The sequence below is a fragment of the Hydrogenophaga sp. FW305-3-2-15-A-LB1 genome, from assembly GCF_058787875.1.
Window position 1 is genome coordinate 1 of record NZ_JBYTAE010000069.1, and the last position, 25,653, is coordinate 25,653.

At 69.5% G+C, this 25,653-nt stretch carries 26 protein-coding genes and 1 pseudogene; 11 read left to right on the top strand and 16 right to left on the bottom strand.

Annotated features, from left to right (window positions below):
• A partial coding sequence (locus tag AC3WPZ_RS20015; RefSeq protein WP_492441138.1) for a hypothetical protein occupies positions 1-565 on the top strand: 565 nt, incomplete at its 5' end.
• A gap of 254 nt (positions 566-819) precedes the next feature.
• Positions 820-1,107: pseudogene (locus tag AC3WPZ_RS20020) on the top strand (hemagglutinin repeat-containing protein); the annotation flags it as partial.
• A gap of 60 nt (positions 1,108-1,167) precedes the next feature.
• On the opposite strand, the gene AC3WPZ_RS20025 reads toward AC3WPZ_RS20020, so the two are convergent.
• On the bottom strand, positions 1,168-1,734 hold the full coding sequence (locus tag AC3WPZ_RS20025) for an RBBP9/YdeN family alpha/beta hydrolase (RefSeq protein ID WP_492432281.1): 567 nt from the start codon (positions 1,732-1,734) through the stop codon (positions 1,168-1,170).
• Between the two features lie 11 nt (positions 1,735-1,745).
• Positions 1,746-2,393 carry a peroxiredoxin gene (locus tag AC3WPZ_RS20030; protein WP_382158746.1) on the bottom strand — a complete coding sequence of 216 codons (648 nt, stop codon included), beginning with the start codon at positions 2,391-2,393 and terminating at the stop codon, positions 1,746-1,748.
• A gap of 183 nt (positions 2,394-2,576) precedes the next feature.
• Between AC3WPZ_RS20030 and AC3WPZ_RS20035 the strand changes: the two genes are divergently transcribed.
• From AC3WPZ_RS20035 to AC3WPZ_RS20045, 3 genes are all read left to right on the top strand, one after another.
• A complete protein-coding gene (locus AC3WPZ_RS20035; protein WP_492432279.1) occupies positions 2,577-3,143 on the top strand; it encodes a cupin domain-containing protein in 567 nt (188 codons plus the stop codon).
• Positions 3,140-4,477: an LLM class flavin-dependent oxidoreductase gene (locus AC3WPZ_RS20040; protein WP_382326888.1), complete on the top strand. Its 1,338-nt coding sequence runs from the start codon at positions 3,140-3,142 to the stop codon at positions 4,475-4,477. Before AC3WPZ_RS20035 ends, AC3WPZ_RS20040 begins: the two co-directional genes overlap by 4 nt.
• 82 nt (positions 4,478-4,559) lie before the next feature.
• Positions 4,560-5,480: an MBL fold metallo-hydrolase gene (locus tag AC3WPZ_RS20045; protein ID WP_492441141.1), complete on the top strand. Its 921-nt coding sequence runs from the start codon at positions 4,560-4,562 to the stop codon at positions 5,478-5,480.
• Positions 5,481-5,483: 3 nt separating this feature from the next.
• On the opposite strand, the gene AC3WPZ_RS20050 is transcribed toward AC3WPZ_RS20045, so the two are convergent.
• A complete protein-coding gene (locus AC3WPZ_RS20050) occupies positions 5,484-6,446 on the bottom strand; it encodes a tripartite tricarboxylate transporter substrate-binding protein (RefSeq protein ID WP_382324176.1) in 963 nt (320 codons plus the stop codon).
• Between the two features lie 169 nt (positions 6,447-6,615).
• On the opposite strand from AC3WPZ_RS20050, the gene tam reads away from it, so the two are divergent.
• Complete coding sequence (gene tam, locus AC3WPZ_RS20055; RefSeq protein ID WP_492441143.1) at positions 6,616-7,380, top strand: trans-aconitate 2-methyltransferase; 765 nt, start codon at positions 6,616-6,618, stop codon at positions 7,378-7,380.
• A 9-nt stretch (positions 7,381-7,389) separates the two neighbouring features.
• On the opposite strand, the gene AC3WPZ_RS20060 is transcribed toward tam, so the two are convergent.
• From AC3WPZ_RS20060 to AC3WPZ_RS20075, 4 genes are all read right to left on the bottom strand, one after another.
• Positions 7,390-9,204, bottom strand: coding sequence for a family 2A encapsulin nanocompartment cargo protein cysteine desulfurase (locus tag AC3WPZ_RS20060; protein WP_492441145.1), 1,815 nt, complete (start codon positions 9,202-9,204; stop codon positions 7,390-7,392).
• Positions 9,179-10,108 (bottom strand): family 2A encapsulin nanocompartment shell protein, encoded by a 930-nt coding sequence (locus AC3WPZ_RS20065; protein WP_291112362.1) that lies wholly within the window; start codon positions 10,106-10,108, stop codon positions 9,179-9,181. Before AC3WPZ_RS20065 ends, AC3WPZ_RS20060 begins: the two co-directional genes overlap by 26 nt.
• 108 nt (positions 10,109-10,216) lie before the next feature.
• The gene (gene epsC / locus AC3WPZ_RS20070; RefSeq protein WP_492432269.1) at positions 10,217-11,152 is read right to left on the bottom strand and encodes a serine O-acetyltransferase EpsC; all 936 of its coding nucleotides are present in this window, start codon (positions 11,150-11,152) and stop codon (positions 10,217-10,219) included.
• The gene (locus tag AC3WPZ_RS20075; protein WP_492441147.1) at positions 11,137-11,604 is read right to left on the bottom strand and encodes a rhodanese-like domain-containing protein; all 468 of its coding nucleotides are present in this window, start codon (positions 11,602-11,604) and stop codon (positions 11,137-11,139) included. The genes epsC and AC3WPZ_RS20075 overlap by 16 nt, the downstream gene beginning before the upstream one ends.
• Before the next feature lie 339 nt (positions 11,605-11,943).
• Between AC3WPZ_RS20075 and AC3WPZ_RS20080 the strand changes: the two genes are divergently transcribed.
• Entirely contained in the window at positions 11,944-13,296 is a 1,353-nt protein-coding gene (locus tag AC3WPZ_RS20080) for an LLM class flavin-dependent oxidoreductase (RefSeq protein WP_382324185.1), read from the top strand.
• Here AC3WPZ_RS20080 and AC3WPZ_RS20085 read toward each other — a convergent pair whose 3' ends face one another.
• The 4 genes from AC3WPZ_RS20085 to AC3WPZ_RS20100 form a co-directional block, all read right to left on the bottom strand.
• A complete protein-coding gene (locus tag AC3WPZ_RS20085) occupies positions 13,297-14,196 on the bottom strand; it encodes a LysR family transcriptional regulator (RefSeq protein ID WP_492441149.1) in 900 nt (299 codons plus the stop codon).
• Between the two features lie 148 nt (positions 14,197-14,344).
• On the bottom strand, positions 14,345-15,118 hold the full coding sequence (locus AC3WPZ_RS20090) for an SDR family oxidoreductase (RefSeq protein ID WP_492441151.1): 774 nt from the start codon (positions 15,116-15,118) through the stop codon (positions 14,345-14,347).
• Positions 15,119-15,235: 117 nt separating this feature from the next.
• Positions 15,236-16,246 carry a cytochrome-c peroxidase gene (locus AC3WPZ_RS20095; RefSeq protein WP_492441153.1) on the bottom strand — a complete coding sequence of 337 codons (1,011 nt, stop codon included), beginning with the start codon at positions 16,244-16,246 and terminating at the stop codon, positions 15,236-15,238.
• Positions 16,243-17,088, bottom strand: coding sequence for an amino acid ABC transporter substrate-binding protein (locus AC3WPZ_RS20100; protein WP_444686321.1), 846 nt, complete (start codon positions 17,086-17,088; stop codon positions 16,243-16,245). The genes AC3WPZ_RS20095 and AC3WPZ_RS20100 overlap by 4 nt, the downstream gene beginning before the upstream one ends.
• Before the next feature lie 184 nt (positions 17,089-17,272).
• Here AC3WPZ_RS20100 and AC3WPZ_RS20105 point away from each other — a divergent pair, with 184 nt between their 5' ends.
• Genes AC3WPZ_RS20105 through AC3WPZ_RS20120 form a run of 4 tightly spaced genes read left to right on the top strand, consistent with a single transcriptional unit; the run spans position 17,273 to position 20,437 of the window.
• Entirely contained in the window at positions 17,273-18,355 is a 1,083-nt protein-coding gene (locus AC3WPZ_RS20105; protein ID WP_492441155.1) for an ABC transporter substrate-binding protein, read from the top strand.
• Positions 18,356-18,362: 7 nt separating this feature from the next.
• On the top strand, positions 18,363-19,202 hold the full coding sequence (locus AC3WPZ_RS20110) for an ABC transporter permease (protein ID WP_382324197.1): 840 nt from the start codon (positions 18,363-18,365) through the stop codon (positions 19,200-19,202).
• Between the two features lie 5 nt (positions 19,203-19,207).
• Positions 19,208-20,002, top strand: coding sequence for an ABC transporter ATP-binding protein (locus AC3WPZ_RS20115; RefSeq protein WP_492441158.1), 795 nt, complete (start codon positions 19,208-19,210; stop codon positions 20,000-20,002).
• Entirely contained in the window at positions 20,003-20,437 is a 435-nt protein-coding gene (locus AC3WPZ_RS20120) for a tetratricopeptide repeat protein (RefSeq protein ID WP_444686323.1), read from the top strand.
• Here the strand turns inward: AC3WPZ_RS20120 and AC3WPZ_RS20125 are convergent.
• The 5 genes from AC3WPZ_RS20125 to AC3WPZ_RS20145 are packed head-to-tail and all read right to left on the bottom strand — an operon-like array spanning position 20,356 to position 25,546.
• Complete coding sequence (locus tag AC3WPZ_RS20125; RefSeq protein ID WP_492441160.1) at positions 20,356-21,879, bottom strand: FAD/NAD(P)-binding protein; 1,524 nt, start codon at positions 21,877-21,879, stop codon at positions 20,356-20,358. The genes AC3WPZ_RS20120 and AC3WPZ_RS20125 overlap by 82 nt on opposite strands.
• Positions 21,876-22,751, bottom strand: a complete 876-nt coding sequence (locus AC3WPZ_RS20130) for an ABC transporter permease (protein ID WP_444686325.1) — start codon at positions 22,749-22,751, stop codon at positions 21,876-21,878. Before AC3WPZ_RS20130 ends, AC3WPZ_RS20125 begins: the two co-directional genes overlap by 4 nt.
• A complete protein-coding gene (locus AC3WPZ_RS20135) occupies positions 22,748-23,644 on the bottom strand; it encodes an ABC transporter ATP-binding protein (RefSeq protein WP_492441162.1) in 897 nt (298 codons plus the stop codon). The genes AC3WPZ_RS20130 and AC3WPZ_RS20135 overlap by 4 nt, the downstream gene beginning before the upstream one ends.
• Position 23,645: 1 nt before the next feature.
• Positions 23,646-24,653, bottom strand: a complete 1,008-nt coding sequence (locus AC3WPZ_RS20140; protein WP_444686327.1) for an ABC transporter substrate-binding protein — start codon at positions 24,651-24,653, stop codon at positions 23,646-23,648.
• Positions 24,654-24,664: 11 nt separating this feature from the next.
• A complete protein-coding gene (locus AC3WPZ_RS20145) occupies positions 24,665-25,546 on the bottom strand; it encodes a TauD/TfdA dioxygenase family protein (protein ID WP_492441164.1) in 882 nt (293 codons plus the stop codon).
• Positions 25,547-25,653 lie beyond the last annotated feature (107 nt).

Below are 25,653 nucleotides of genomic sequence, written 5' to 3' on the forward strand. Positions count from 1 at the left end.
CATGGGGGCAGCGGTGGGTGGGGTCTACGGCGCGGCCAGTGCGGCCACCGTTGATGCCAACAACCGGCAGTTGCATCCCACGGAAGCCAAACTCATCAAGGAGAACGCGCGCCGATTCGCCCAAAAACTCTACGGCACTGATCAGCCGAGCAGCGAGCAAGTCGAAGCAGCACGAGCCATGCTCACCAACACCGCACAGAACGCCTTGGACAACAACTGGGGTTTTGAAGTGCCGTACTTCGAAGTGGCTGATGCGTTCTTGCAGCAGCTCAAGATCGAATACCAGCAGCAGAACGGCACGCTCACCCTACCCGGAACCGGTGGACAACCCGGAGGGGCTCAACAGTTGTTCTGCGCCGATGCGGCGCAAAAGAATCAGGCGTGGATCAACCAAGGGCTGGCTGACCCGGCCATCATCGGGTTGGTCGTGAAAACGCCGATCAAACCTCAAACCAATCCGGATGCGCTGGACCTGAGTCGCGATCGTTTGACGGGCCTGCCTCTGGACGACCAGGGACGCTACACCGTGCGCGTGGATGTGGGCAAAGCACAGGCATGCGCGTGAAGATGGATTGCCTGGATGTATCGAGCCGTTCATTGAGTTCGTGCTGCGACTGCCCGATGGGACGCGCTACCCGGAAGGCAACCCGGTTGATTTGATCGAGTGGATACCGGGGTGCCAAGTAGATTTGGTGAACCTGGGCATCGGAACTCAGTGGTATCGGCTGGATGTGGAGAGCGGCATAGCTACCGAGATCACGCCGAAGGGCCATCGACCATGGTGATCAAGTCGCCGGCCGGCGCATCCTTGGCCAGACGGTGAAAATCCGAAGCGACCAGGATGCCACCCTTGTGGGCTCCAGCGTCATCGGCGACCAGGGCGTGGACATCTCGGCCGTGGGCGACGTGAGCATCCAGGCCGCACAGACCCGCTTCAGCCAGAGCGATTTCAAGGAGGTGGAGACCAGCGGCCTCTCCTTCGGAGACGGCAGCGTCTCCTGCGGCAGCCAGGACCGGAGCAAGGACCAGCAAAGCCAGGGCATGGGCGCGGCGGCCAGCACCGTGGGGGCGATCACCGGCAACGTGAGCATCACGGTCGCGGCCGGCGGGCAGAGCACGCTGGTGGTTGCTCAGCGGGATATCAACAACCGGGGCGGTTCGATCTCGTCAAGCCGCCTCAGACACCTGCCGAACCCCCACCGGCACCTCCGCCCCCAACGACTGCAACAACGCCAACCCCAGCGGCCATGCCCCATGGCCCGAGTCCACGTTGATGTGTCCCGCGTCGTTGAGCCGCACGAATTCGCTGCCCCAGGCCCGGGCATACGCGCCGGCCGTGCGCACCGGGCAATACGGGTCGTTGTTGCTGGCCACGAGGATGCTGCGGTACGGCAGGCGCTGGTAGGGCACGGGCGCGAAGTCGGCGAGCACGCCTCGGCGCTCCGGGTCGGCCGGGGCCACGAGCAGCGCGCCCTGGATGCGCTGCGCGATCTTGGGCGGCAGGTGGGTGGTGGTGATGCAGCCCAGGCTGTGCGCGACCACGACCACCGGGCCGGGCGCGCGTTCGATGGTTTCGCTCAGCCGCGCCACCCACGACTGGCGCACCGGCGCCACCCAGTCGTCCTGCTCCACCCGCAGCACCGAGGGCAGGCTGTCGGACCACAGCGTCTGCCAGTGGCCCGGGCCGGAGTTGCGCCAGCCGGGAATGATGATGACGGTGGGTGAGGACGACATGCGGCGAACCCTCAGCGGTTGGGCTGCGGGGTGAGGCGCAGGTAGGGCCGCACGGCCTTGAAGCCCTTGGGGAAGCGTTGTGCGATCTCGGCCGGGTCTTGCAGGCTGGGCACGATCACCACATCGTCGCCGTCTTTCCAGTTGGCGGGCGTGGCCACCTTGTGGCTGTCGGTGAGTTGCAGCGAGTCGATGACGCGCAGGATCTCGTCGAAGTTGCGGCCGGTGCTGGCGGGGTAGGTCAGCGTGGTGCGGATCACTTTCTTGGGGTCGATGATGAACACGCTGCGCACGGTGGCGGTGGCCGATGCGTTGGGGTGGATCATGTCGTAGAGCGTGGCGACTTTCTTGTCCGCATCGGCGAGGATGGGAAAGTTCACCGTGGTGTTCTGGGTCTCGTTGATGTCGAGCACCCATTTGCCGTGCGAGTCCAGCGGGTCGACGCTGACGGCGATGGGTTTGACGTTGCGCTTGGCGAATTCGCCCGAGAGCGCGGCGGTCTTGCCGAGTTCGGTGGTGCACACGGGTGTGAAGTCGGCCGGGTGCGAGAAGAGCACGACCCAGCTGTCGCCCGCCCAGTCGTGGAAGTGGATGGGGCCGGCGGTGGAGTCTTGCGTGAAGTCGGGAGCGGTGTCGCCGAGTCGAAGGGTGGTGTTGCTCATGAGAAGGCTCCTGGTTGTTCAAATGCAAAACTGCATTCTGTTGACGCCGTCCAAATAACCAAACGACTATGAAGTAGTTTGTTTATGGCTTGTGGGCATATGGGTGCGCATAGACGCTGAGCGCATGAGCTAAGTCCGAATGCGTCGTTGTGTGGGTGGCGGAGCGCGCGGACACTGGCCCGCATGGCTGCTGTTGCGACGTTCGATGCCGACGGTCTCTGGTTGTCCACTTCGGTGTGCGAAGGCGCTGCCTGCCCGGCCGCCGCGTCGGTGGGCGTGCGCTGGGGGCGCTGGGTGGACGGGCCCGAGCCGGGCGATGCCGTGGTGGATCATGCGAAAGCGCTGGTCGAGTTGCGGCGACAACTCGGCGCGCACGTGTCGGAGCGCGTGCGCTTCAGCCACCCGGGTTACGACGGCGCGCACCCGCGCCCTCAGGAACTCACCAGCGAGGACGCCGTGGCCTGCGTCTTCCTGAAGGGCACGGCGCTGCTGAGCGTGCGCACCTCGGCCGGCTTCACCGGTGTGTTGTGCGAGGCTGGGGACTGGGTGTGGCTGCCGGCGGGCGTGCCGCATGTGTTCGACGCGGGCGAGTCGCCCGACGTGGTCTTCCTGCGGCTGAGCGCGGGCCGGCGCGGCTGGTTTCCGCTGCACACCGGCCGCTCGTTGCCACCGAGCCTGCCGCCGATGGAGGCCTTCGTCGAACACCTGCTGCACGAGCTGGGCGAGGACATCGAAGGCAGCGAGGCATGAGCCGGCGCCAGCTGCGGCTGGGCGCGTTCATGCGCCCCGTCAGCATTCACACCGGTGCCTGGCGCTACCCCGGCGCCTGGGCCGACGCGAACTTCAACTTCGAGCGGTTGAAGTACCTCATCAAGCGCCTGGAGGCCGCGCGCTTCGACGCCTTCTTCATGGCCGATCACCTGGCCGTGCTGAACATGCCGATCGAGGCCCTGCAGCGCAGCCACACGGTGACATCGTTCGAGCCCTTCACGCTGCTCTCGGCCCTGGCGCAGCACACGCGCCACATCGGGCTGGTGGCCACGGCGTCCACCACGTTCGAGGAACCGTTTCACATCGCGCGCCGTTTCGCGTCGCTGGACCACCTGAGCCACGGCCGCGCGGGCTGGAACATCGTGACCACCAGCAACCCGGACGCGGCGCGCAACTTCGGTCTTGAAGATCACATGGAGCACGACCAGCGCTACGTGCGCGCCCGCGAGTTCCACGACGTGGTCACCGGCCTGTGGGACAGCTGGGCCGACGACGCGTTCGTCCGCGATGCGCAGAGTGGTCGCTTCTTCGACCCCGAGCGCCTGCACGTGCTCAACCACAAGGGGCCGTATTTCTCGGTGCGCGGCCCGCTGCACATCGCGCGGCCGGTGCAGGGCTGGCCGGTGATCGTGCAGGCCGGCGCCTCGGAAGCTGGGCGCCAGCTCGCGGCCGAAACGGCCGAGGTGGTGTTCTCCGCCCCGGGCACGCTGGACAACGCGCGGCACTTCTATGCGGACGTGAAAGGCCGCATGGAAAAGATCGGCCGCGACCGCGACCACCTCAAGGTGCTGCCCGGCGCCTTCGTGGTGGTGGCCGATTCCGTGGCCGAGGCGAAAGCGATCCGCGCGCGGCTCGACGGCCTGGTGCACACCGACAGCGCGATCGCCTCGTTGTCCATCGCGCTGGGCCACGATGTCTCGGGTTTCGATCTGGACGCACCGCTGCCCGAGGTGCCGCCCACCAACGCGAGCCAGAGCACGCGCGAGCGCACCATCGAGCTGGCCCGGCGCGAGAACCTCACGGTGCGCCAGCTGGCCCAGCGGCTGGGCGGCTACGCTGGCCTGGCCTTCGTGGGCACGGCGCAGACCATTGCCGACGAGATGCAGGAATGGCTGGACACCGAGGGCAGCGACGGCTTCAACGTGATGTTCCCCTGGCTGCCCGGCGGGCTGGACGCCTTCGTGGACCACGTGGTGCCCGAGCTGCAGCGGCGCGGCCTGCTGCGCCGCGAGTACGAAGGCAGCACCCTGCGCGAGAACCTGGGCCTGCCCCGGCCCGACAACCGCTTCTTCCCATCGCCGTCGAACGCATAAGCAATCGCGAAAACCTTCTTTGCGCACCGAGGGGCCGGCCTCGCATGATGGCCGGTTTAACCCAAGAAGCCGAGGATTGTTCGTGAGCGTTGACCGCACCTATTTCGAGGATGGAAGAATCGAGCTGACCCACTACGGATCAGCGGCCTGGAAGATCACCGACGGCAAACACACCGTCTTGCTGGACCCGTACTTCACCCGCCTGCGCTACAGTGGCAACCGCTTCGGCATGCTGCCCGCGAACGCCGCGCCGGGCGACGAGCGCCCCGCCTACAGCTTCGACGAGATCGTGCCCAGCGACACCGAGACCATCGACCGGCACATCCACGAAGCCACGCACATCCTGCTGTCGCATGCGCACTTCAACCATTGCATGGACATGCCGCACATCGCGAAGAAAACCGGCGCGCACGTGGTCGGCTCCTACAGCGCCACCAACATCGCCCGCGCCTACGGCGTGGCCGAACCGCAGCTGGTGCCGGTGCGCGGTGGCGAGGACTACGACTTCGGCGAGCTCTCGATCCGCGTCATTCCCAGCCTGCATTCCGCCCTGTGCGACAAGTGCTATTTCGACGCCGGCATCGTGCCCGAGGGCCTGCAGGGGCCGCTGCCGCTGAAGGCGTTTTCCGAAGGCGGCACCTTCGGCTACCTGGTGCGCTTCCGGCACCACGAGATCCTGATGTTCGGCTCCATGAACTACATCGAGCGCGAGGTGCAGGGCCTCACACCGTCCATCGTGCTGGTGCCCTCGGCCCGGCCGCGTCTGCAGATCTTCCGCTACACCGAGCGCCTGCTGCGCGCCACCGGCCTGCCCAAGGTGGTGGTGGCCACGCACTGGGACGTGCAGACCTTCCCCTACGGCGCGGACCAGAGCAGCGCGCTGGCGCACGCCGAGATCTTCCAGGAAGAGGTGCGCCGGGTGGCACCCGCGGCGGCGCAGGTGCTGCCCCGGCATTTCGAGACCTTCTCGGTGCTGCCGGGCGGCCAGGTGGTCCGGCGTTGACGGTCAGTCGCTGAGTTTCACGTTCTTCCAGAGCTGTACTTCCTGCACCACCACGGCCTGCGCGTCGTCGGCGGTGCCGGGCAGCGCGTCCAGGCCCAGGTCCACCAGCTTCTTCTGGATCTCGGCCGAGGCCAGGGCCTGCTGCAGCGCGGCGTTGAGCTTGTTCACCACGGGGGTGGGCGTGGCCGCGGGCACGACCACGGCGTACCAGGGCAGCACGCGGAACCCGGCGACGCCCGCTTCTTCGACCGTGGGCAGGGTCTCCCAGCCGCGCAGGCGCTTGGTGCCGGTGGTGGCCAGTGGCACCAGGGCGCCCGTGTCCACGTGCTGGCGCGCGATCAGCGGGCTCACGAAGGCCACCGGCACCCGGCCCGCGAGCAGGTCGGGAATGAACTCGCCCGTGCCCTTGTAGGGCACGTGCACCATGTCGATGTTCGCGGTGTTCTTGAGCAGCTCGCCCGCCAGGTAGGGTGAGGTGCCCTTGCCACCCGAGGGGAAAGACAGCTTGCCCGGGTTCGCCTTGGCGTGGGCCACCAGCTGCGCGATGGTCTTGATGTTCAGCGACGGGTGGGCCACGGCCACCACCGGGCCCTGCGCCACCATGCCGACCGCGCGGAAGTCGCCGATCTTGTAAGGCGCGTTGTCGAAGATCACGGTGTTGATCGACAGCGCGGAGCCGGGAAGGGCGATGGTGTAGCCGTCCGCCGCGGCGCGGGCGGTGTGGCCGGTGCCGATGTTGCCGGCGGCGCCCGGCTTGTTCTCGATCACCACCGGCACGGCGAGCGCCTTGGCCAGCTCCGGCCCGAGGGCGCGGGCGATCGTGTCGTTCGGCCCGCCGGGCGGGTAGGGCACCACCAGGGTGATGGGTTTGGTGGGGTAGGCCGGCGTCTGCGCCAGGGCGGGGGCCACCGCGGCGACCAGGGAAACCAGCGAGAGGGCGGTGACTTGGAGCACCTTCGAGTTCATGCAAACATCCTTGGGTTGAAAGGCCGTCGAATGACGGCGAACCCGGCAGCGTAGGCAGGCGCCCGCATCCGCGCCAATGCGCTTTTCGCAGATCGATACTCGGTCTTCGCCAGGGGCATGGCTTCCTGCGCACAATGGAGGCCGATCCCACCCATGGAGAGCACACACGATGACGTGGTCCGCCCGCACCTACTCGGCCTTTGAACAAGAGCGCACGCGCCCGGTGCGCGACCTGGTGGCCGCCTTGCCGGCGCGCGGCGTGCAGGTCGCGATCGACCTGGGCTGCGGCCCGGGCAATTCCACCCAGGTGCTGGCCGACCGGTTTCCGCAGGCCCGGGTGACGGGCCTGGACAGCTCCGACGACATGCTGGCCGCGGCGCGCGAGCGCCTGCCCGGCATCCGCTTCGAACTCGCCGACATCGAGGCCTGGAACCCGGTCGAGTCGTTCGACGTGATCCTGGCCAACGCCTCGCTGCAATGGCTGCCCGACCACGCCACGCTCTACCCGCGCCTGCTGAGCCGGCTGGCGCCCGGCGGCAGCCTGGCCGTGCAGACGCCCGACAACCTTGAAGAGCCGGCGCACCGCCTCGCGCGCGAGGTCGCGGCGCAAGGGCCCTGGGCGAGCAAGATCGGGAGCGTGAAGCACCCCGCGCGGCACGACGCCGCGTTCTATTACCAGTTGCTCAAGCCGCGCTGCGCGGCGGTCGATGTCTGGCGCACCACCTACTTCCACCCGCTCTCGGGCGGCCCCGAGGCGGTGGTGGAGTGGTTCAAGGGCTCGGCCCTGCGGCCCTACCTGGCGCCGCTGGACGGCGGCGAGAAAGCGGCCTTCCTCGCCCGCTACCTCGCCGCCATCACCCAGGCCTATCCCGCGCTGGCCGATGGCACGGTGCTGCTGCCTTTCCCCCGGCTGTTCATCGTCGCTAGCCGCTGAGGCTTCGGGCTACCGCCGCCGGCCCGAGCTGAGCCGCCGCACCACCGCGATGAAGCGGTCCACCTCTTCGCAGGTGTTGTAGAACGCCAGCGAGGGCCGCACCGTGGCCTCCACGCCGAAGCGCCGCAGGATGGGTTGCGCGCAGTGGTGGCCCGAACGCACCGCGATGCCTTCCTCGTTCAGCGCCTGGCCCACTTCCTCCGTGCTGTGGCCCTGCAGCACGAAGGACAGCACGCTGGCCTTGTCCCGCGCGGTGCCGATCAGGCGCACGCCCGGAATGGGTTGCAGGTGGTGCGTGGCGTAGGCCAGCAGGTCGTGCTCGTAGCGCGCGATGTTCTCCAGCCCGATGCGCTGCACGTAGTCGATCGCCGCGCCCAGGCCCACCGCGTCGGCGATGTTGCCGGTGCCGGCCTCGAACTTGTTGGGCGGCGGCTGGAACACGGTGCGCTCGAAGGTGACGTCCGCGATCATGTTGCCGCCGCCTTGCCAGGGCGGCATGTCGTCCAGCAGTTCGCGCTTGCCGTAGACCACGCCGATGCCGGTCGGGCCGAACACCTTGTGGCCGGAGAACACGAAGAAGTCGGCGTCGATCGCCTGCACGTCCACGCGCAGGTGGCTCACCGACTGCGCGCCGTCCACCAGCGCTTTCGCGCCCGCGCGGTGCGCCAGCGCCACGATCTCCCGCACCGGCACCACCGTGCCCAGCGCGTTCGAGACCTGGGTGACGGCCACGATCTTCGTGCGGCTGTTGAGCAGCTTCTGGTACTCGTCCAGCCGCACCTGGCCGCTGTCGTCCACCGGGATCACGCGGATCACCGCGCCCTTCTCGGCAGCGAGCTGCTGCCAGGGCACGATGTTGGCGTGGTGCTCCAGGTGCGAGACGATGATCTCGTCGCCTGCGCCCACGTTTTTCGCGCCCCAGGTTTTCGCCACCAGGTTGATGGCCTCGGTGGCGCCGCGCACGAAGATGATTTCCTCCACCGACGACGCGCCCAGGAAGGCGCGCACCTTCTCGCGCGCGCTCTCGTAGGCGTCGGTCGCGCGGGCCGCCAGCGCGTGCGCGGCGCGGTGGATGTTGGAGTTCTCGTGCTCGTAGAAGTGGGCGATGCGGTCGATCACCGACTGCGGCTTGTGCGTGGTGGCCGCGTTGTCGAACCACACCAGCTGCCGGCCGTTCACGCGCTCCTGCAGGATGGGGAAGTCACGCCGCACCGCGTTCACGTCGAACGGCGGGTGGCGCGCCGCGTCGGCCTGCGGCGCCTGGGTGGCGAAGCCTTGCGGCGTCTGCAGGCCCTGCGTGAAGTAGAACGCGCCCGCCGTGTCGGTGGGGGCGTTGCCTGGTGCCGCGCTGTGGCGCTGTGGCGTGGCGAGCAGCTCGCGCAGGTCGTCCGCGCCCGGCAGGCCGAAGGACTGCGCGGTCACGCGGTCCGAGGGCGGCACGCCCAGGGCCTGCGTGCCCACGCGGCCGTCGAGTGCGGGCGGCACGATCGCGACGTGGTCGGGCAGGCCGTTGGGCGCGATCGAGTGCGGCACCAGCGAAGGCGCGGACGCGCCCAGCGAGAGCACGCTCTGTGGCGAGGTGGGCGCCAGGTTCGCGCCGGGCGCCAGCGTGCCGGGCAGCTGCGGGCCCTGGGCCAAAGGCCCGAGCGAGCTGCCGCCAGGCAACACGTTCACCGGTGCCGGCACGCCACCCAATGGGGTGGTGGGCAGCGTGGGCGGCGAGCCGGGCAGGGCGGCGAAGAACGCGCCCGCGAGCTGGTTCAGCGCCGCCAGGTCGGGCAGGCCGGCCGGCGGCCGCTCACTTGTAGGTGTCTGGATAGTCATGGAACTTGCCCACTTCAACGTCTTCCAGCACGGCCAGTGCGTCCTCGGTCTGCACCGCGAGCGAGCAGTACAGCGAGATCAGGTACGAGGCGATGGCGCTGCGGTTGATGCCCATGAAGCGCACCGACAGGCCCGGGCTCTGCTCGCCGGCCAGACCCGGCTGGTACAGGCCCACCACGCCCTGGCGCTTGTCGCCCACGCGCAGCAGCAGGATCTTGGTCTTGCCATCGGCCACGGGCACCTTGTCGCTCGGAATCAGCGGGATGCCGCGCCAGGTGAGGAACTGCGAGCCGAACAGGCTCACGGTGGGCGGCGGCACGCCCCGGCGCGTGCACTCGCGGCCGAAGGCGGCGATGGCCAGCGGGTGCGTGAGGAAGAAGGCCGGCTCCTTCCACACCTTGGTGAGCAGTTCGTCCAGGTCGTCCGGCGTGGGCGCGCCGGTGAGCGGGTAGACGATCTGGTCCGGGTGCACGCTGGCCAGCAGGCCGTAGTCGGCGTTGTTGATCAGCTCGCTTTCCTGCTTTTCCTTGATGGTCTCGATGGTCAGGCGCAGCTGTTCCTTGATCTGGTCGTGCGGGCTGCTGTAGAGGTCGGACACGCGGGTGTGCACGTCCAGCACGGTGGAGACCGCGTTCAGGAAGTACTCGCGCGGCTGGTCTTCGTAGTCCACGTAGGTCGAGGGCAGCTCGCTCTCGTCGCGCTTGGCGCACAGCACCTCCACGTCCTGCGGGTTCTTCACCTTGTTGAGGCGGTAGATGCCGGCCTCCACCGGCTGCCATTGCAGCAGGTGCGTGAGCCAGCGCGGGCTGATGGTCGACAGCACGGGGGCCGTCTTGGTGGCATTGGCCAGTTGGCGCGCGGCGTTGTCGCTCAGCGCCAGTTGCGAGGGGGTTGGGTCAGACATGAAGGCTCCGTGGCTCGGTGGTTGAAAAAAGGCAAAAGAAGGCCCCACGCGCGCGGCCGAAGCGACGCGGCGAAGGGGGAAGGGCGGGGAAAGCTCGGTGGCGGTCGATCAGGGGCTGGCGGTGACCTCCCGCGATCGGGCCTGGCTCAGGTTGGCGCCGGCGGCCACGTCGTGCGTGACCCACAGGTTGCCGCCGATGGTGGCGCCGCGGCCGATGGTCACGCGCCCGAGCACGGTGGCGCCGGCGTAGATCACCACGTCGTCCTCCACCACGGGGTGGCGCGCCAGGCCCTTGCTCAGGTGGCCGTTCTCATCGGTGGGGAAACGCTTGGCGCCCAGCGTGACCGCCTGGTACACGCGCACACGCTGGCCGATGACGGCGGTCTCGCCGATCACGACGCCGGTGCCGTGGTCGATGAAGAAGCCCGCGCCGATGGACGCGCCGGGGTGGATGTCGATGCCGGTCGCGCCGTGCGCGAGTTCGGCCACGATGCGCGCGAGCAGCGGCACACCCAGCTGGTAGAAGCGGTGCGCCACACGGTGGTGGATCATGGCCTGGATGCCGGGGTAACACAGCAGCACCTCGTCCACACTGCGCGCGGCGGGGTCGCCCTCGTAGGCCGCCACCACGTCGCTGTCGAGCAGCTCGCGCAGCCGGGGCAGCGAGTGCGCGAAGTCGCGCACCAGTTCGCGCGCCTGCTGTTCGGTGGCCGCCTCGTCCGTGCCGCCCGCGTGGCGGTGCTGGTAGCGCAGCTCCAGCCGCACCTGGCCCAGCAGCGCATGCAGCGTGGCGTCCAGCGTGTGGCCGATGTAGAAGTCCTCGCTCTCCTGGCGCAGGTCGGGCGGGCCCAGGCGCATGGGAAACAGGGCGCCGCGCAGCCCGTCGAGGATATTGCCAAGCGCGTCGCGCGACGGCAGCTCGCGCCCGCCCGGTTCGCGCGAGCGCTTCTGCGCGGTGCGCCAGCGTTGGCGCACGTCGGCGAGGTCGCGCACGACCTGCTGCAGGTCGAACAGGTGCGCGTCGGCCATCAGTCCTGCACCCATGGGAGTTGGTGGAAGCGCCAACCGTCCTGACCGCCGCGGTGCTGCTGCGCGTCGATCTCGCCCTCGAAACCTTCGAGCACGTTGAACACCTGCGTGAAGCCGGCCTTGGTGGCGGCCTCGGCCGCCAGCGCCGAGCGCTTGCCGCTGCGGCACAGCAGCAGCACGCGCGCTTCCTTGCCGACCTTGGCTTCGAGCTCGCGCACGAAGCGCGGGTTGCGCGTGAGGCTGGTACCCGTGGCCCAGGGCACGTGCAGGCTGTCGGGCACATGGCCCACGAACTTGCGCTCTTCCGCGCTGCGCACGTCCACCAGCCGGGCTTCGCCGGCCGAGACCAGCGACCAGGCGAGTTCGGGCGGGATGCCACCCGCGTAGGGCAGGCCCCGGGCCTGGGCGTCGCGCCCGATGGCGTTCAGGGCGTCGAGCAGCGTGGGGGATTCGATGGCAACCGTCATGTTGGAGACCCTTGGTGTGAAGTTGGAATGCACTCTAAAAGCGCCGCTTCAACACACAAACCATTGTTTTTTTGTTTCTTAATTGCCCAAACATCTGAGCCAGGGTCACGCTCCAAAAAAAAACCGGCCGATGCAATCCTCCCCCCAGGAGACAACCAGGGTTCTCTGCATCCCCGCATCGGCCGGACCAGTCGTTTCCAACACCGGTGCATGAATGCTAGGCCGCATGCTGCGCCGCGGCAACGAATCAGAACGGCTATGGATATGCGGTTTGTTTCCTTCCTCGGGGCCGCATGCGCGCCTAGATTGGCGGGCTCCATCCACTGGGAGCACACCCGCATGAGCAAACGACAACTGCGCCTCGGCGCCTTCATCATGGCCACCGGCCATCACGTCGCCGCCTGGCGCCACCCGGGCTCGCAGATCGACTCGGGCACCAACATCGACCACTACATCGAGGTCGCGCAGACGGCCGAGCGCGGCCTGTTCGACCAGGTCTTCGTCGCCGACAGCCCGGGCATCTGGGGCACGGGCGACGACGAGTCCTTCAGCCGCCAGGGCCGCATCTCGCACTTCGAACCGGTCACGCTGTGGGCCGCGCTCTCGGCGGTGACGAAACACATCGGCTTCGTCGCCACCGCGTCCACCACCTACGAAGACCCCTACCTGCTCGCGCGCAAGTTCGCCTCGCTGGACCACATCAGCAAGGGCCGCGCGGCCTGGAACGTGGTGACCACCAGCAACGACAGCGTGCACGGCAACTTCGGCCTGGACGCGCACCCCTCGCCCGGCGAGCGCTACGCCAAGGCCACCGAGTTCGTGGACGTGGTCAAGGGCCTGTGGGACAGCTTCGAGGACGACGCCTTCGTGCGCGACCGCGAGTCCGGCGTGTACTTCGACCCGGCCAAGCTGCACGAGCTCAACCACATCGGCAAGCACCTCAAGGTCAAGGGGCCGCTCAACCTGGAGCGCTCGCCGCAGGGCCACCCGGTGATCGTGCAGGCCGGTTCGTCCGAAGACGGCAAGGAACTCGCGGCCGCCACCGCCGAGGCCATCTTCACCGCCTGGACCAGCCTGGCCGAAGCCCAGGCCTTCTACCAGGACGTGAAGGGCCGCATGGCCAAGTACGGGCGCCGGCCCGAGCAGCTGCTGGTGCTGCCCGGCATCTCGCCCGTGATCGGCCGCACCGAGGCCGAGGCGCAGGCCAAGTGGGCCGAGCTGCAGGCGCTGATCCACCCCTCGGTGGGCCTCTCCACCCTGGTGCCGTTCTGGCCCGGCGAAGACCTGCGCCGCTGGAACCTGGATGCGCCGCCGCCGTACTACCCCGAGCCGCCCAAGGGCATCAACAGCCGCGCGCACGTGGTGATCGAACTCGCGCGCCGCGAGCGCTTCACCGTGCGCCAGCTCTACGAATACCTGGCGGGTGCGCGCGGGCACTGGGTGGTGATCGGCACGCCACAGACCATCGCCGACCGCATGCAGGAATGGTTCGAGAACGGCGCGGCCGATGGCTTCAACGTGATGCCGCCGGTGCTGCCCGCCTCGCTCAACGAGTTCGTGGATCTGGTGGTGCCCGAGCTGCAGCGCCGTGGCCTGTTCCGCACCGCCTACGAAGGCCGCACGCTGCGCGAGAACCTCGGTCTGGAGCGGCCGGTCGGCCGCCACGCGGCGGCCGCACGCCTGGCGGCCTGATCAGCGGTCGAGGTGCGGCTGCATCAGCGCCTCGAACCACTCGATGAACGCGATGAGCCGGCGCGAGCGCTGCCGCCGGTGCGGGTAGACCAGCGACACCGGCATGGCCGCCGCGCGGAACCCGGGCAGCACCTCGACCAGCTGGCCCCGGTCCAGCAGGTGCTGCACGTCGAAGCGCGGGATCTGGATCAGGCCCAGGCCCGCCGCGCAGCAGGCGATGTAGCTCTCGGCGTTGTTGACGAGCACGCGGCTGGGCACCTGCAGCGCCTGGGCCGAGGGCGGGAGTTCCCAGGCCAGCTCGCGCCCGTTGGAGGCGGAGGCGTAGCCCACCGCCCAGTGCCCTCGCGCCAGATCGTCGGGCTGCGCCGGCACGCCGTGCTCGGCCAGGTAGTCGGGGCTGGCGCAGTTGATCAGCGCCACTTGCCCGAGCGGGCGCACGACGAGGCTGCTGTCCTGCAGGGTGCCGAAGCGCACCGCGCAGTCCACCCCTTCCTGCACCAGATCGATGGCGCGGTCGGTCGAACCCAGCGCCACCTGCAGCCTGGGGTAGCGGCGCAGGAAGCCCGGCAGGGCCGGCGCGACCAGCCGGCGCGCGATGCGGCTGGGCACATCCACCTTGAGCCGCCCCGAGACCTTGCGCTGGCCGGCCTGGAACAGCTGGTCGATGTCCTCGGCCTCGGCCAGCAGCGCGCGCGCACGCTCCAGCAGCTGCAGGCCATCGGCCGTGGGCCGCACCTGCCGGGTCGTGCGGTGCAGCAGGCGCGTGCCCAGGGTGGCCTCGAGCTGCTGGATGGCCGCCGACACCGAGGCGCGCGGCAGCTCCAGCGCGTGCGCGGCCTTGATGAAGCTGCTCATCTCCGCGACCTGAACGAACACCCGGTACTGCTCAAGCTTGTCCATGGACCGAATTTAGCCCACGGCAGCGGGGTTGGTATCGTCCAGAGGCATCAAGGGTCCGGCTGCGCCGGCCCGAGATGCCGTCCCCGCTCGAAGCGCCGAAGGCGCGCCACGGAGGGGGGAAGCCGCGCAGCGGCGCAGGGGGGTGTCATTACTTCGTGGTGTAGCCGCCGTTGATCAGGATCGTCTGGCCCGTGATCCACCAGCCGTCGCTCACGAGATGGCGGATGAAGGGCACCACGTCCTCGATGTCGGTCAGGCCCGTCTTCGAACGGGGCGAGAGGGCGGCGGCGGTCCTGTGGTACGCCACCGCGTCGCTGCCTTCCTGGCCGTAGAAGAAGGGCGTGTCCATCGGGCCCGGGCCCACGGCCGTCACCGAGATGCCGCGCGCGCCGAATTCCTTGGCCGCCGCGCGGGTGTAGTGCTCCACCGGTGCCTTGGTGCCCGCGTACGCCGCGTAGAAGGGCGTGAAGGCCCCCAGCAGCGAGGTCACCAGGGTGCAGACCTTGCCGTTGTCGTTGACGTGCCGGCCCGCTTCCTTGAGGAAGAAGAAGGCGGACTTGGCATTGACGGCGGCCATCTCGTCGTACTCGGCCTCGCTGATCTCGGCGAACGGCTTCTTGAGCACCTTGCCCACCGTGTTGATGGCGATGTCGGGCCGGCCCACGGCCGCGATGGTGTCGGCGAACAGTTTCTCGACCGCACCGGCCGTGGTGAGGTCCGCCTGGATCGCAACCGCCTGCGCGCCCGCGGCGCGGATGGCGCCCACCGTGGCGTCGGCATCGGCCTTGCTGGCGACGCTGTTGTAGTGGATGGCGACCGCGCGGGCGCCGTGCTGGGCGAGGTCGCGGGCGATCAGGCCGCCGAGGTTCTTGGCGCCGCCGGCGATGAGGACCACCTTGCCGTCGATGGAGTGCTGTGCCATGGTCATGTTTCCCTGTGAAGGATGGATGGAAGGAACACCCAGTCTAGGCAGCCGCAAGCGGGAGATCAGCCCGTGCGGGCTGGATGCATTGTTCAGGAAACCGGTCCAATGCCGGGGTCACAGGGTCCGCAGAAAGGCCTGCAGCGCGGCGATGTCCGCCGCGCTCAGCGGCAGCGGCTTCAGGTGGGGCGAGCGGCGCTGCGCGCAGGCGTACAGCGGGTCGGCCGCCACGCCCGCGCGGCCATTGCGCGGGTCGCCGCCGCCGCGCGCGTACAGGTTCAACACGCCTTGCAGCGAATCGAACAGGCCGTGGTGCATGTAGGGCGCGGTGCGCGAGACCCCGCGCAGGCTGGCGGTGCGAAAGCGGCCCACGTCCTCGCACCGCCGCGTCACCTCGAAACGGCCGAGGTCCTGCGAAGGCTCGCCGAAGAAGGCGATGCCGAGGTTGTGGAAGCGGCCGTCGCTCAGGGTGGGGCCGAAGTGGCAGTTGGCGCAGCGCGCGCTGGTGCGGAACAGGTGCAGGCCCTGGAGTTCCAGGTCGGTCAGCGCGCGGTGTTCGCCCTGCGCGAAGCGGTCGAAGCGGCTGCGTTCGTGCAGCGTGTGCTGGAAGGCCGCGAGGGCCTCGCCGATCCGGGCGGGTGACAGGGCCATGCGCCGGCCGACAGCGTGGAGAGAGGCGTTGGCCATCTCGCGCGGGTCGGTCAGGGGCCGCAGCGATTGTTCCGCGAGCGAGCGGGCCGCGCCGTCCCAGGCCCAGTGCGCCCGCGTGGCCACGTCCTGCAGGCCGGGCGGGTTGCGCCGGCCCGGCGCGCCCCTCACACCGGTGGCCGTGGGCGTGCGCACGGTCCAGCCCTGGTCGGGCCGGTGGCAGCTGGCGCAGGCCACGTGGCCGCTCGCGGAGAGGCGGGCGTCGAAGAACAGGCGCTGGCCCAGTTGCACGAGGTGGTTGGGTGGCGCGGGCGGTGGCGGCAAGGCCCCCAGCTCCACGAAGGCCACACCTTCATCGACCCAGGGCGCAGGCCATTGGTTGGCCGGTTTCTCGTACAAGGCGCGCAGCGGCTCGCCCGCGACCACCGGGCCGCTCAGGCCGAGCGCGATCGCCAGCGCCGTGAGCCACCGCCGGCTCAATGGCAGTCCGGCCCCGTCTGGTCGAAGTAGACCTCGAACGCGACGTTGGCCGCCCACTTCTGGCGCCGCTGCGCCCAGGCGGCCGTCGAGCCGATCTCCTGCACCGCGGCGCGGATGGGCGCGGCCAGCTCGTCACGGCCTTCGGCCAGCCAGGCTTGCAGCGCGCTGTCGCGCGTGGCGGGCAGGGTGGCGGAGAACTTGCGCCATTCCTTCTGCGCCAGCAGCGGCTCCAGCTGCGAGCCGTCGAGGATGGCCGCCGCGCACTCGCCGGTGCGCACCTGCACCAGGGCCTGGGCCGGCGCGTCGAAGACCTTGAGTTGTCCCTGGATGCGCGCCGCCTGCGCGTGGGCGCGCGGATTGTCGGCCGTCACGCACACCACGCGCCCGGCCAGGTCGGTCCAGGCGCGCACGTCGGTGTCCGAGCGCATCGAAACGCTCAGGCCCGACTGGTAGCCCGTGGCCAGCACGCGCAGACCGTCTTCCTTCTGGCGCGCCTCGTCGGCCCGCGTCAGCACCAGGTCCACGTCGCCCTGGCGCAGGGCCTGGGCCTGCGCGCCGGGCGGCAGCGGCACGATGAGCGCGTCCACGCCCAGGTGCCGCGCCAGTTCCTGCGCGTAGACCGCCTCGAAGCCGGCATTGGTGTAGTCGCGCTCGCCGGTGCTCACGGGCAGGGTGGTGGGCGCCACGCCGATGCGCAGCTGCTTCAGCGGCAAGGGCGCGGCCGCGGCGGCGCGCGATTCGATCGCCATGAACACCGCCGCGCACAGCGCGCCGATGCCCAGCGCGGTGAGCCAGGCCAGCGGGCGCAGCGGGCGTTCGGGGGAAGCGTCGAGGGAACTCATGGGAAGGGCATTCTGGGCGCGCCCCCGCGTTCGTGTGGCTCGAAATGCGCATAAGCATCTGCGCCATTTGCGGCCGCATATCGGTGTCCGTTTTCCTTCGTTGGCCGGCGCGCGCCGCGCCCCAAGAATCGGCGCGTCATTCACACCACCTGACAGACGAACCTTGGAGAACCTCATGACCGTCGTGACGAAACACAGAAGCCCCCGCAACCGCTTGCGCGCCCTGAGCAGCGCCGCCGCCCTGGCCCTGGGCCTGATCGGCCAGGCCGGCACCGCCGCCGCCGAGGTGCTGCCGGCGATCAACCTGCAGCTCACACCGTGGACGGTGATCGCCCGCGAGAAGGGCATCTTCAAGGAAGAGTTCAGCAAGGTCGGCACCAAGGAAGTCAACCTCATCGCCTCGGGCGGCGCGGAGCTGGTGGGCGCCGAAACGGGCGCCCTCAGCAAGGGCGCGATCTCGATCGCGCAGCGCATGATCTACCCGGCCACGGTGCACCGCGCCAACGGCCTGGACGGCGTGATCATCTGGGCCTCCGAGACCTCCAACCGCTACCGCGCGCCGGTGCTCGCCGCCGTGTCGAACAAGTCGGTGAACACGCTGGCCGATCTGGACGGCAAGAAGTTCGGCAGCAGCCGCATCAGCTGCTACTGGTCCGCCCCCACCGAAGCCTTGAACTCGGTGGGCCTGCCGCTGGACACGCGCCAGACCAAGGGCCGCGTGCGCTACGAATCGATCGACAACCCCACCGTGGCGATCTCGGCGGTGATCTCCGGCGCGCTCGATGCCACCACCACCCACCTGGCCGCGGGCAACGCCACCGGCGCCTGGCTCTCGGGCAAGCTCAAGGTGATCGGCCACGTGCCGGACGACGGCGTGTACGTGAACCACGCAGGCCGCGTGACCTACTTCGCCAAGCGCGAGTTCGTCAACAAGTACCCCGACGCGGTCAAAGCCTTCCTGGCCTCGCGCGAACGCGCCATGGCCTGGACGCTGGACAACGTGGACGAGGCCGCCAAGATCGTCTCGCGCGAAACCCGCGTGCCGGTGGAAGTGGCCAAATTCCAGATCACCCACCTGGGCCAATGGGAGTTCATGGCCGGCGAGCCCAATGCCCAGCGCGCGCGCAACTCCATCAAGACCTTCATCGACTGGTACGTGAAGCAGGGTGACGACATCCTGAGCGAACGCCGCCTGACCGACGCGCAGGTGGACGCCTTCGTGGACGGCCGCTTCTTCGCCGGCGGCTCGCACTCGATCTACCACTGAGCGCGCCATGAACACGCTGACGCACAACCTTCCCTCCACGGCGCCAGCGTCGGAAGCTTCGTCCTTCGCGACGAAGCTCCAGCAATGGCTGGCGCCCAGCCGCGCGATCGGCTTCCTGCTGCCGGCCGGGGTGCTGCTGCTGTGGCAGACGGCGGCCAGCCTGGAATGGATCGACCCGGTCTTCCTGCCCGCCCCCATCAAGGTGGTGGAGGCCTTCTTCAAGATGCTGACGGAGCAGAAGCTGCTCTGGGACTTCGCCGTCAGCCTGTCCCTCGTCGCGCAGGGTTTCCTGTACGGCGCCTTCGCCGCCGTGGTGCTGGGCGTCGGCGCGGGCCTCTCCAAGCGCTTCGAACAATTCCTCTCGCCCACCTTCGACACCATCCGCCACATCCCCGGCATCGCCTGGTTTCCGCTGATCGTGCTGTGGCTGGGCCTGGGCGCGCCGGCCAAGATCCTGGTGATCGCCAAGACCGTGTTCTTCCCGGTCTTTCTCAACACGCTGCAGGGCATCCGCAGCGTGGACAAGAGCTACATCGAGCTGGCCGAGGTGATGACGCTCACCCGCTGGCAGCTGGTGCGCAAGATCATCCTGCCCGCCGCCACGCCGACCATCATGGTCTCGCTGCGCTACGCGGCCGGCCTGGCCTGGGCGCTGGTGGTGGTGGCCGAAGGCCTGAGCGGCCTCGAAGGCCTGGGCTTCCTGATCTTCCGCGCGCAGGGCCTGCTGCTCACCGACCAGCTGCTGGTCTGCATGGTGATCATCGGCCTGGTGGGCTTCGGCATCGACCGCACCATGTACCTGCTGCAGCGCCGCGTGCTGCGCTGGAAACAAGGCTTTGAAGGATAAACACCATGGCAGAACCCGGTCGCCTTGAAGTCAAGGCCGTCTCCAAAAGCTATGCCGTGCCAGGCCGCCCGCGCCTGGACGCGCTGGTCAACGCCAGCTTCGACGTCGAGCCCGGCGCCTTCGTGACGCTGGTCGGCCCCAGCGGCTGCGGCAAGTCCACGCTGCTGCGGCTCATCCTCGGTCTGGACAAGGACTACGAGGGCGACATCCTGCTGCACGGCGAGCGCATCGCCGGCACCAGCCTCTCGCGCGGCATCGTGTTCCAGGACCACCGCCTGCTGCCCTGGATGACGCTGGAGCAGAACATCGGCCTGGCACTGACCAACTCCACGCTCCCGCCCGAGCAGCAGCGCCGCACCATCCAGTCGCACATCGAGCTGGTGGGCCTGCAGGGCTTCGAGAAGGCCTACCCGCACGAGCTCTCGGGCGGCATGGCGCAGCGCGGCGCGATCGCGCGCGGCCTGGTCGGCCAGCCCGAGATCCTGCTGCTCGACGAACCCCTGGGCGCGCTGGACGCGCTCACCCGCGTGCGCCTGCAGGAAGAGCTGCTGCGCATCTGGCGTGCCGAGGGTGTGACCATGATCCTGGTGACGCACGACGTGGACGAGGCCATCTTCCTGAGCGACACCGTGATCGTGATGAACGCCAACCCCGGCCGCATCGTCAAACAGGTGAAGGTGGACCTGCCACCCGGCCCGCGCGACCGCGTGAGCCCGGCGTTCGCGGCGCTCAAGCGCGAGATCCTGGTGGCCATGGGCGAGGTGGTGCCGCACGCGGCCGCGCAACTGGCGGAGGTCTGAATGAGGCGGTGGCTCATCACCGCCGCCCTGGCGGCCGCGCCGCTGGCGCTGGGCGCGGCGGGCGCTCCGCCGTCGTCCGACCTGCCCGACCTCTCCGCCGTGCGCGCGCTGGTGTACGCCGGCGAGTACACGAAGGCGGTGCAGCGGCTCACGGCGCTGAGCGAGACCGTGCAGCACGCCGAGGTCTACAACCTGCTCGGCTACAGCCTGCGCCAGCTCAAGCGCTACGAGGAAGCGGGGCGCTGGTACCGCGAAGCCCTGCTGTACGACCCCGAGCACCGCCCCGCGCTGGAGTACCAGGGCGAGCTGTTCCTGGCGCTGGGCGACGTGGCCGGCGCGCGCAAGAACCTGCGTTACCTGGAATTGCTCTGCACCGCCAAGCCCTGCGCGGAATACGAGCTGCTCAAGAAGGCGGTCGACAAGGCCGGGCGCTGAAGCGTCCCGAACACGTCTGGCAGCATGCGGTGGATCTGCGCCGCGATGAACATGGCCCCGCCCGGGTCGCCGAAGGTGCCCAGCGTGGGCGGGCCGATCAGGCGGATGCGCGACAGCGCTTCGCCTTCGCTGTCGATCACGCGGCAGTTCGCATCCACCGCGTAGCCGATGCCGCAGGCGTCCGCGCGCAGCGTGCCGTGCGACACCAGGGCCTGAAGCAGGGGGTTGCCGGCGGTGCGCCCGGTGGCGTCCAGCCCGGTGCAGTTCACCACCACGTCAAACGACTCGGTGCGCGGCGCGCCGCCGCCCGAGGGCTGCAGCACGGCGTCGATGCGGTGCGTGCCCGCCTGCACCGCCAGCGAGCGCAGCCGCGCCGCCAGGTGCACCACCCGGCCGGCGGCCAGGGCTTCGCGGTGGATGGCTTCCGTCTGCGGTGGCGAACGGAAGCGGTGCACGTCGTACCAGGGGCGCACGCTGCGCAGGAAGCGGCGCTGCTGCGCCGGCGGCAGCGTGGGCCAGAGCTGCCACACGGCGTCGCGCAACTCGTCGAAGGGCACATTCCAGTTCTCGCCGCGCGCCACGCTATCGCGGATGCGCGCGCGCAGGGTCTTGATCCAGGTGCGCAGCTCGGGCTTCACCTCGGTGAGGAAAGCGGGCGCGGGGCCGAGCAGGCGGTCCAGGTTCTGGCGGCCCACCGGGTGGGCCACCACGCCGCTGGCCAGCGGTTGCGCGCGTGGGCGCAGGCCCCGGCGCGAGACCACCGTGACGCCACCCGCGTGGCCTTGCCGCTGCAGCGTGGAGACCACGTCCAGCGAGGTCAGGCCGCTGCCGATGATGAGCACGCGCGCCTCGCGCGGGATGCCCAGCAGCCGCGCGGTCACCAGCGGGTTCTCGATCACGCCTGGGTGTTGCGCCAGCGCCGGGTCCAGCGGGGCCTGCAGGCGCGGCTCGGCGTTGCCGGTGGCGAGCACCAGCAGGTCGGCCGTCAGCGTCTGCCCGTGTTCGGTGACGGTGGTGACCTCGCCGTCGGCCTCCCAGGCGTGCACGGCGCGGTCCTGCAGGGTGCGGATGGTCGAGCCCGTGGCCGCCCAGGTGGCGTGGCCGCGCACCATGGCTTCGAGGTAGGCGCCCAGCACCGCGCGGCGCACGAAGGCCGTGCCATTGGCCTGCACGGCCTGCGGGTCGGCCTCGAACACGCCGTGCGTTTCGCACCAGCGCGTGAAGTGCTCGCCGTCGACGGGGTCGACCGCGTGCACCCAGGTCGGGCCGTTGAGGCGGTGGTCGGGGTCGTGCGTGGCATAGGCCAGGCCGGGGCCGACGCGGTCGCGCGATTCGATCAGCGTGACCGCCAGCGGCACCGGGCTGTGGCGCACCAGCTGCACGGCCGCGCTCACGCCCGAGAAACCACCGCCGACGATGGTGATGCGGCGCGGCGCGCTCATCGCGCCACACCCCAGCGGCGGATGGTGAGTTTTTCGACCGTCTGGAACACCACGTTCTCCACCAGCAGGCCGATGAGGATCACCATCACCAGGCCGGCGAACACCTTGTCGGTGTAGAGCTCGTTGCGGTTCTGGAAGATGTACCAGCCCAGGCCGCCCTTGCCGGAGGACACGCCGAACACGAGCTCGGCGGCGATCAGCGTGCGCCAGGCAAAGGCCCAGCCGATCTTCAGGCCCGAGAGGATGGCCGGCAGGGCTGAGGGCACCAGGATCAGCAGCACGTAGCGCACACCGCGCAGCCCGTAGTTGCGCCCGGCCATGCGCAGGGTCTCGGGCACGGCCTGGAAGCCCGCGAAGGTGGCCAGGGCCAGCGGCCACAGCACCGAGTGCACCAGCACGAAGACCAGGCTGCCGTTGCCCAGACCGAACCACAGCAGCGCCAGCGGCAGCAGCGCGATCGCCGGCAGCGGGTTGAACATGGACGTGAGCGTGGCCAGCAGGTCGCGCCCGATCTGGGTGGACACGGCCAGCGTGGTGAGCACGAAGGCGGCCACGATGCCGAGCAGGTAGCCCTGCAGCAGCACGGCCAAGGAAGCGCGGGCGCGCAGCAGCAGCTCGCCGCCCGCCAGGCCCTCGGCGAAGGCGCGCGCGGTCTGCGCGAAGGTGGGCAGCAGCAGGTCGTTGTCCTGCCAGCGCGCGAGCACTTCCCACAGCAGCGCCAGCGCGAGCAGGATCAGGGTCTTTCGCACCCAGGCCTGCTGCCACACGCGGCGCTGCCAGGGCAGGGGGCGCTCGGCCGGGGTGTCGCCCAGCGCGGGCAGCGGGTATTCGGCCTCGGGCCGGATCGGGGGCAGGGCGTCGGCCAGGCTCATGGGTGGGGGGTCTCGGGCCCGAACAGCAGGCCGTGGATGCGTTGGGTGGCGGCCTGGAAGGCGGGGCCGCCGCTGCTGCCCAGGCCGAATTCGTGCGCCTGGATCTCGGCGCGCAGGCGGCCCGGGTGCGGCGAGAGCACACCGATGCGGCTGCCCACCACCAGGGCTTCTTCAATGGAGTGCGTGACGAACAGCAGCGTGAAGCGCACCGTCTCCCACAGCGCGAGCAGCTCTTCCTGCATGCGGCGGCGCGTGAGGGCGTCCAGCGAGGCGAAGGGCTCGTCCATCAGCAGCACGCGCGGCTGCATGGCCAGGGCGCGGGCGATCGCCACGCGCTGCTTCATGCCGCCCGAGAGCTGGTGCGGGTAGGCGTTCGCGAAATCGGCCAGGCCCACCTGTTCGAGCACCGCGTGCGCGCGCTCCAGCGCCTCGGCGCGGGCCAGGCGCCCAGTAGCGCGCAGCGGGAACATCACATTGCCCAGCACCGTCTTCCAGGGCGGCAACTGGTCGAATTCCTGGAACACCACGATGCGGTCCGGCCCCGGGCCGGTGATGGCCTGGCCGTCGAGCCGGATCTGGCCCTCGCGCGGTGCGATGAAACCGGCCGCCGCCTTCAGCAGCGTGCTCTTGCCGCAGCCCGAAGGCCCGAGCAGCACATAACGCTCGGCCTCGAACACCGACAGGCTCACGCGGTGCGTGGCGCGCACCACCTGCTGGTCGGTCGCGTACTCCAGCGAGACGCCATCGAAGTCCAGCAGCGGCCGGGGCAGGGCGGCCGTGGGCAGTTTCTCGGGGCCGAACACCGCGCCGCCCTCCTGCTCGCGCGTGGCGCGCAGCAGGTCCTGCATCGGCGTGCCGATGGCGTGGCGCTGCAGCACGTGGGCCGGGTTCATGTCAGTTCGCGGCCGCGCTGTGGGCGTCGTCGAAGAAGTAGTCCTTCGCCGAGGCGGGCTTGTTCTTGATCGCGCCGATGCCGTGCATGAAGGTCGCGAGCTTGAAGGTGTTCTGCGGCGCGAGCTTGAACTGCACTTCGGGGTTCTTGATGATGGAGAGCAGCAGCTGGCGGTCGATCGCGCCCTGGCCGGTGCGCAGGTAGATGTCGGCCGCGCCCTCGGGGTTGGCGGTGATGTACTGCGCGGCTTCCTGCAGCGCGGCGGTGAAGGCGCGGTAGGTCTTGGGGTTGTCGTTGCGGAATTTCTCGGTCGCGTACAGCACCGTGGCCGACGAGGGGCCGCCGAGCACGTCGTAGCTGTTGAGCACGATGCGCGCGTTCGGGTTGCCGGCCAGCGCCTGGTTCTGGAACGGCGGGTTGCCGAAGTGCGCCGTGATCTCGGTGCCGCCCTTGATGATCGCGGCCGTCGCGTCCGGGTGGGGCACGGCCACCTGCAGCTTGTCGAGCTTGTTGTACTGGTCGTTGCCCCAGCGCTGGGCCGAGGCCAGCTGCAGCACGCGCGACTGCACCGACACGCCCACGGCGGGCAGGGCGATGCGGTCCTTGTCGCTGAAGTCGGCAATCGTCTTCACGGCCGGGTTGTTGCTCACCAGGTAATACGGGAAGTTGCCCAGCGAGGCGACGCCGCGCACGTTCTGCTTGTCCTTGGTGCGGTCCCAGATGGTCAGCAGCGGGCCCACGCCCGCGCCGGCGATGTCGATCTGGCCCGAGAGCAGTGCGTCGTTCACCGCGCTGCCGCCCGAGAGGCGCACGAATTCCACCTTCACGTCCAGCCCGGCGGCCTTGCCGTGTTTCTCGATCAGCTTCTGTTCTTCCGCCACGTTGAGCAGCAGGTAGACCACGCCGAACTGCTGGGCGATGCGGATCTGGCCTTCGGCGTGGGCCGCGAACGACGCGCCAGCGGTCAGCGCGGCGGCCAGCAGGCCTTGGATGAACGTGTGTTTTTTCATGGTGTTTCTTTCTAGAACGGCACGTGGCCTTCGATCGTGGTGCGGAACAGGCGGCGGCGCTGGTCGGGCGGGCAACCCGCGGTCAGGTGCAGCACCGAGCGGTTGTCCCAGAACACCATGTCGCCTGGCAGCCAGCGGTGGCGGTAGATGTAGCGCTCCTGCGTGCTGTGGGCGTACAGGGCCTGCAGCAGCGCCTCGCTTTCGTCGTCGGGCAGGCCGACCACGCGGGTGGTGAAGTGTTCGCTGACGAACAGCGCCTGGCGGCCGGTTTCCGGGTGTGTGCGCACGATGGGGTGGCTCACGGTGGGCACGGCGGCGATCTGCTCGGGCGAGAGGTTGGGCCGCCAGGGGCTGCGGCGCTGCAGCTCGGCGTACACCTTGAGGTAGCTGTGCTCGGCGCGCTCGCCCTGCACCGCGCCGCGCAGCCGCTCGGGCAGTTCGTCCCAGGCCAGGTGCTGGTTGGCGAACAGGGTGTCACCGCCCTCGGCGGGCAGTTCCTGCGCGTGCAGGAAGGAGCCCAGGCTGGGCCGCTCCTTGTACGACAGGTCCGAGTGCCAGAACACACCCGCATCGCCCAGGCCGATGGGTTTGCCGTTCTCCACGATGTTGCTGACGATCAGCACCTCGGGCTGTTCGGGGTGGGCGAACTGGTGCAGCACATGGCGCTGCAGCGGGCCCCAGCGCGCGCTGAAGGCGACCTGTTGCGCGGGGGTGATGCGCTGGTCGCGGAACACCAGCACGTGGTGCCTGAGGTGGGCGCGGTGCAGGCGGGCGAAGTCCTCGTCGGACAGGGGCGCGGCGAGGTCCAGGCCCAGCACCTCGGCGCCGAGCGCGTCGCTCAGGGGCTGGATGTGAAAGTCCTGCCGCACGGGGGGAAGCTCTACAAGAATCATGGTCCGCCCATGCTAGGCAGCCCATCGCGCGCAGGGAACGATCCTTATCGAGCAGCGATATGCGGAAAACGGATATCGGCACCCGGTGGAGGGAAAAACCGCCGCCC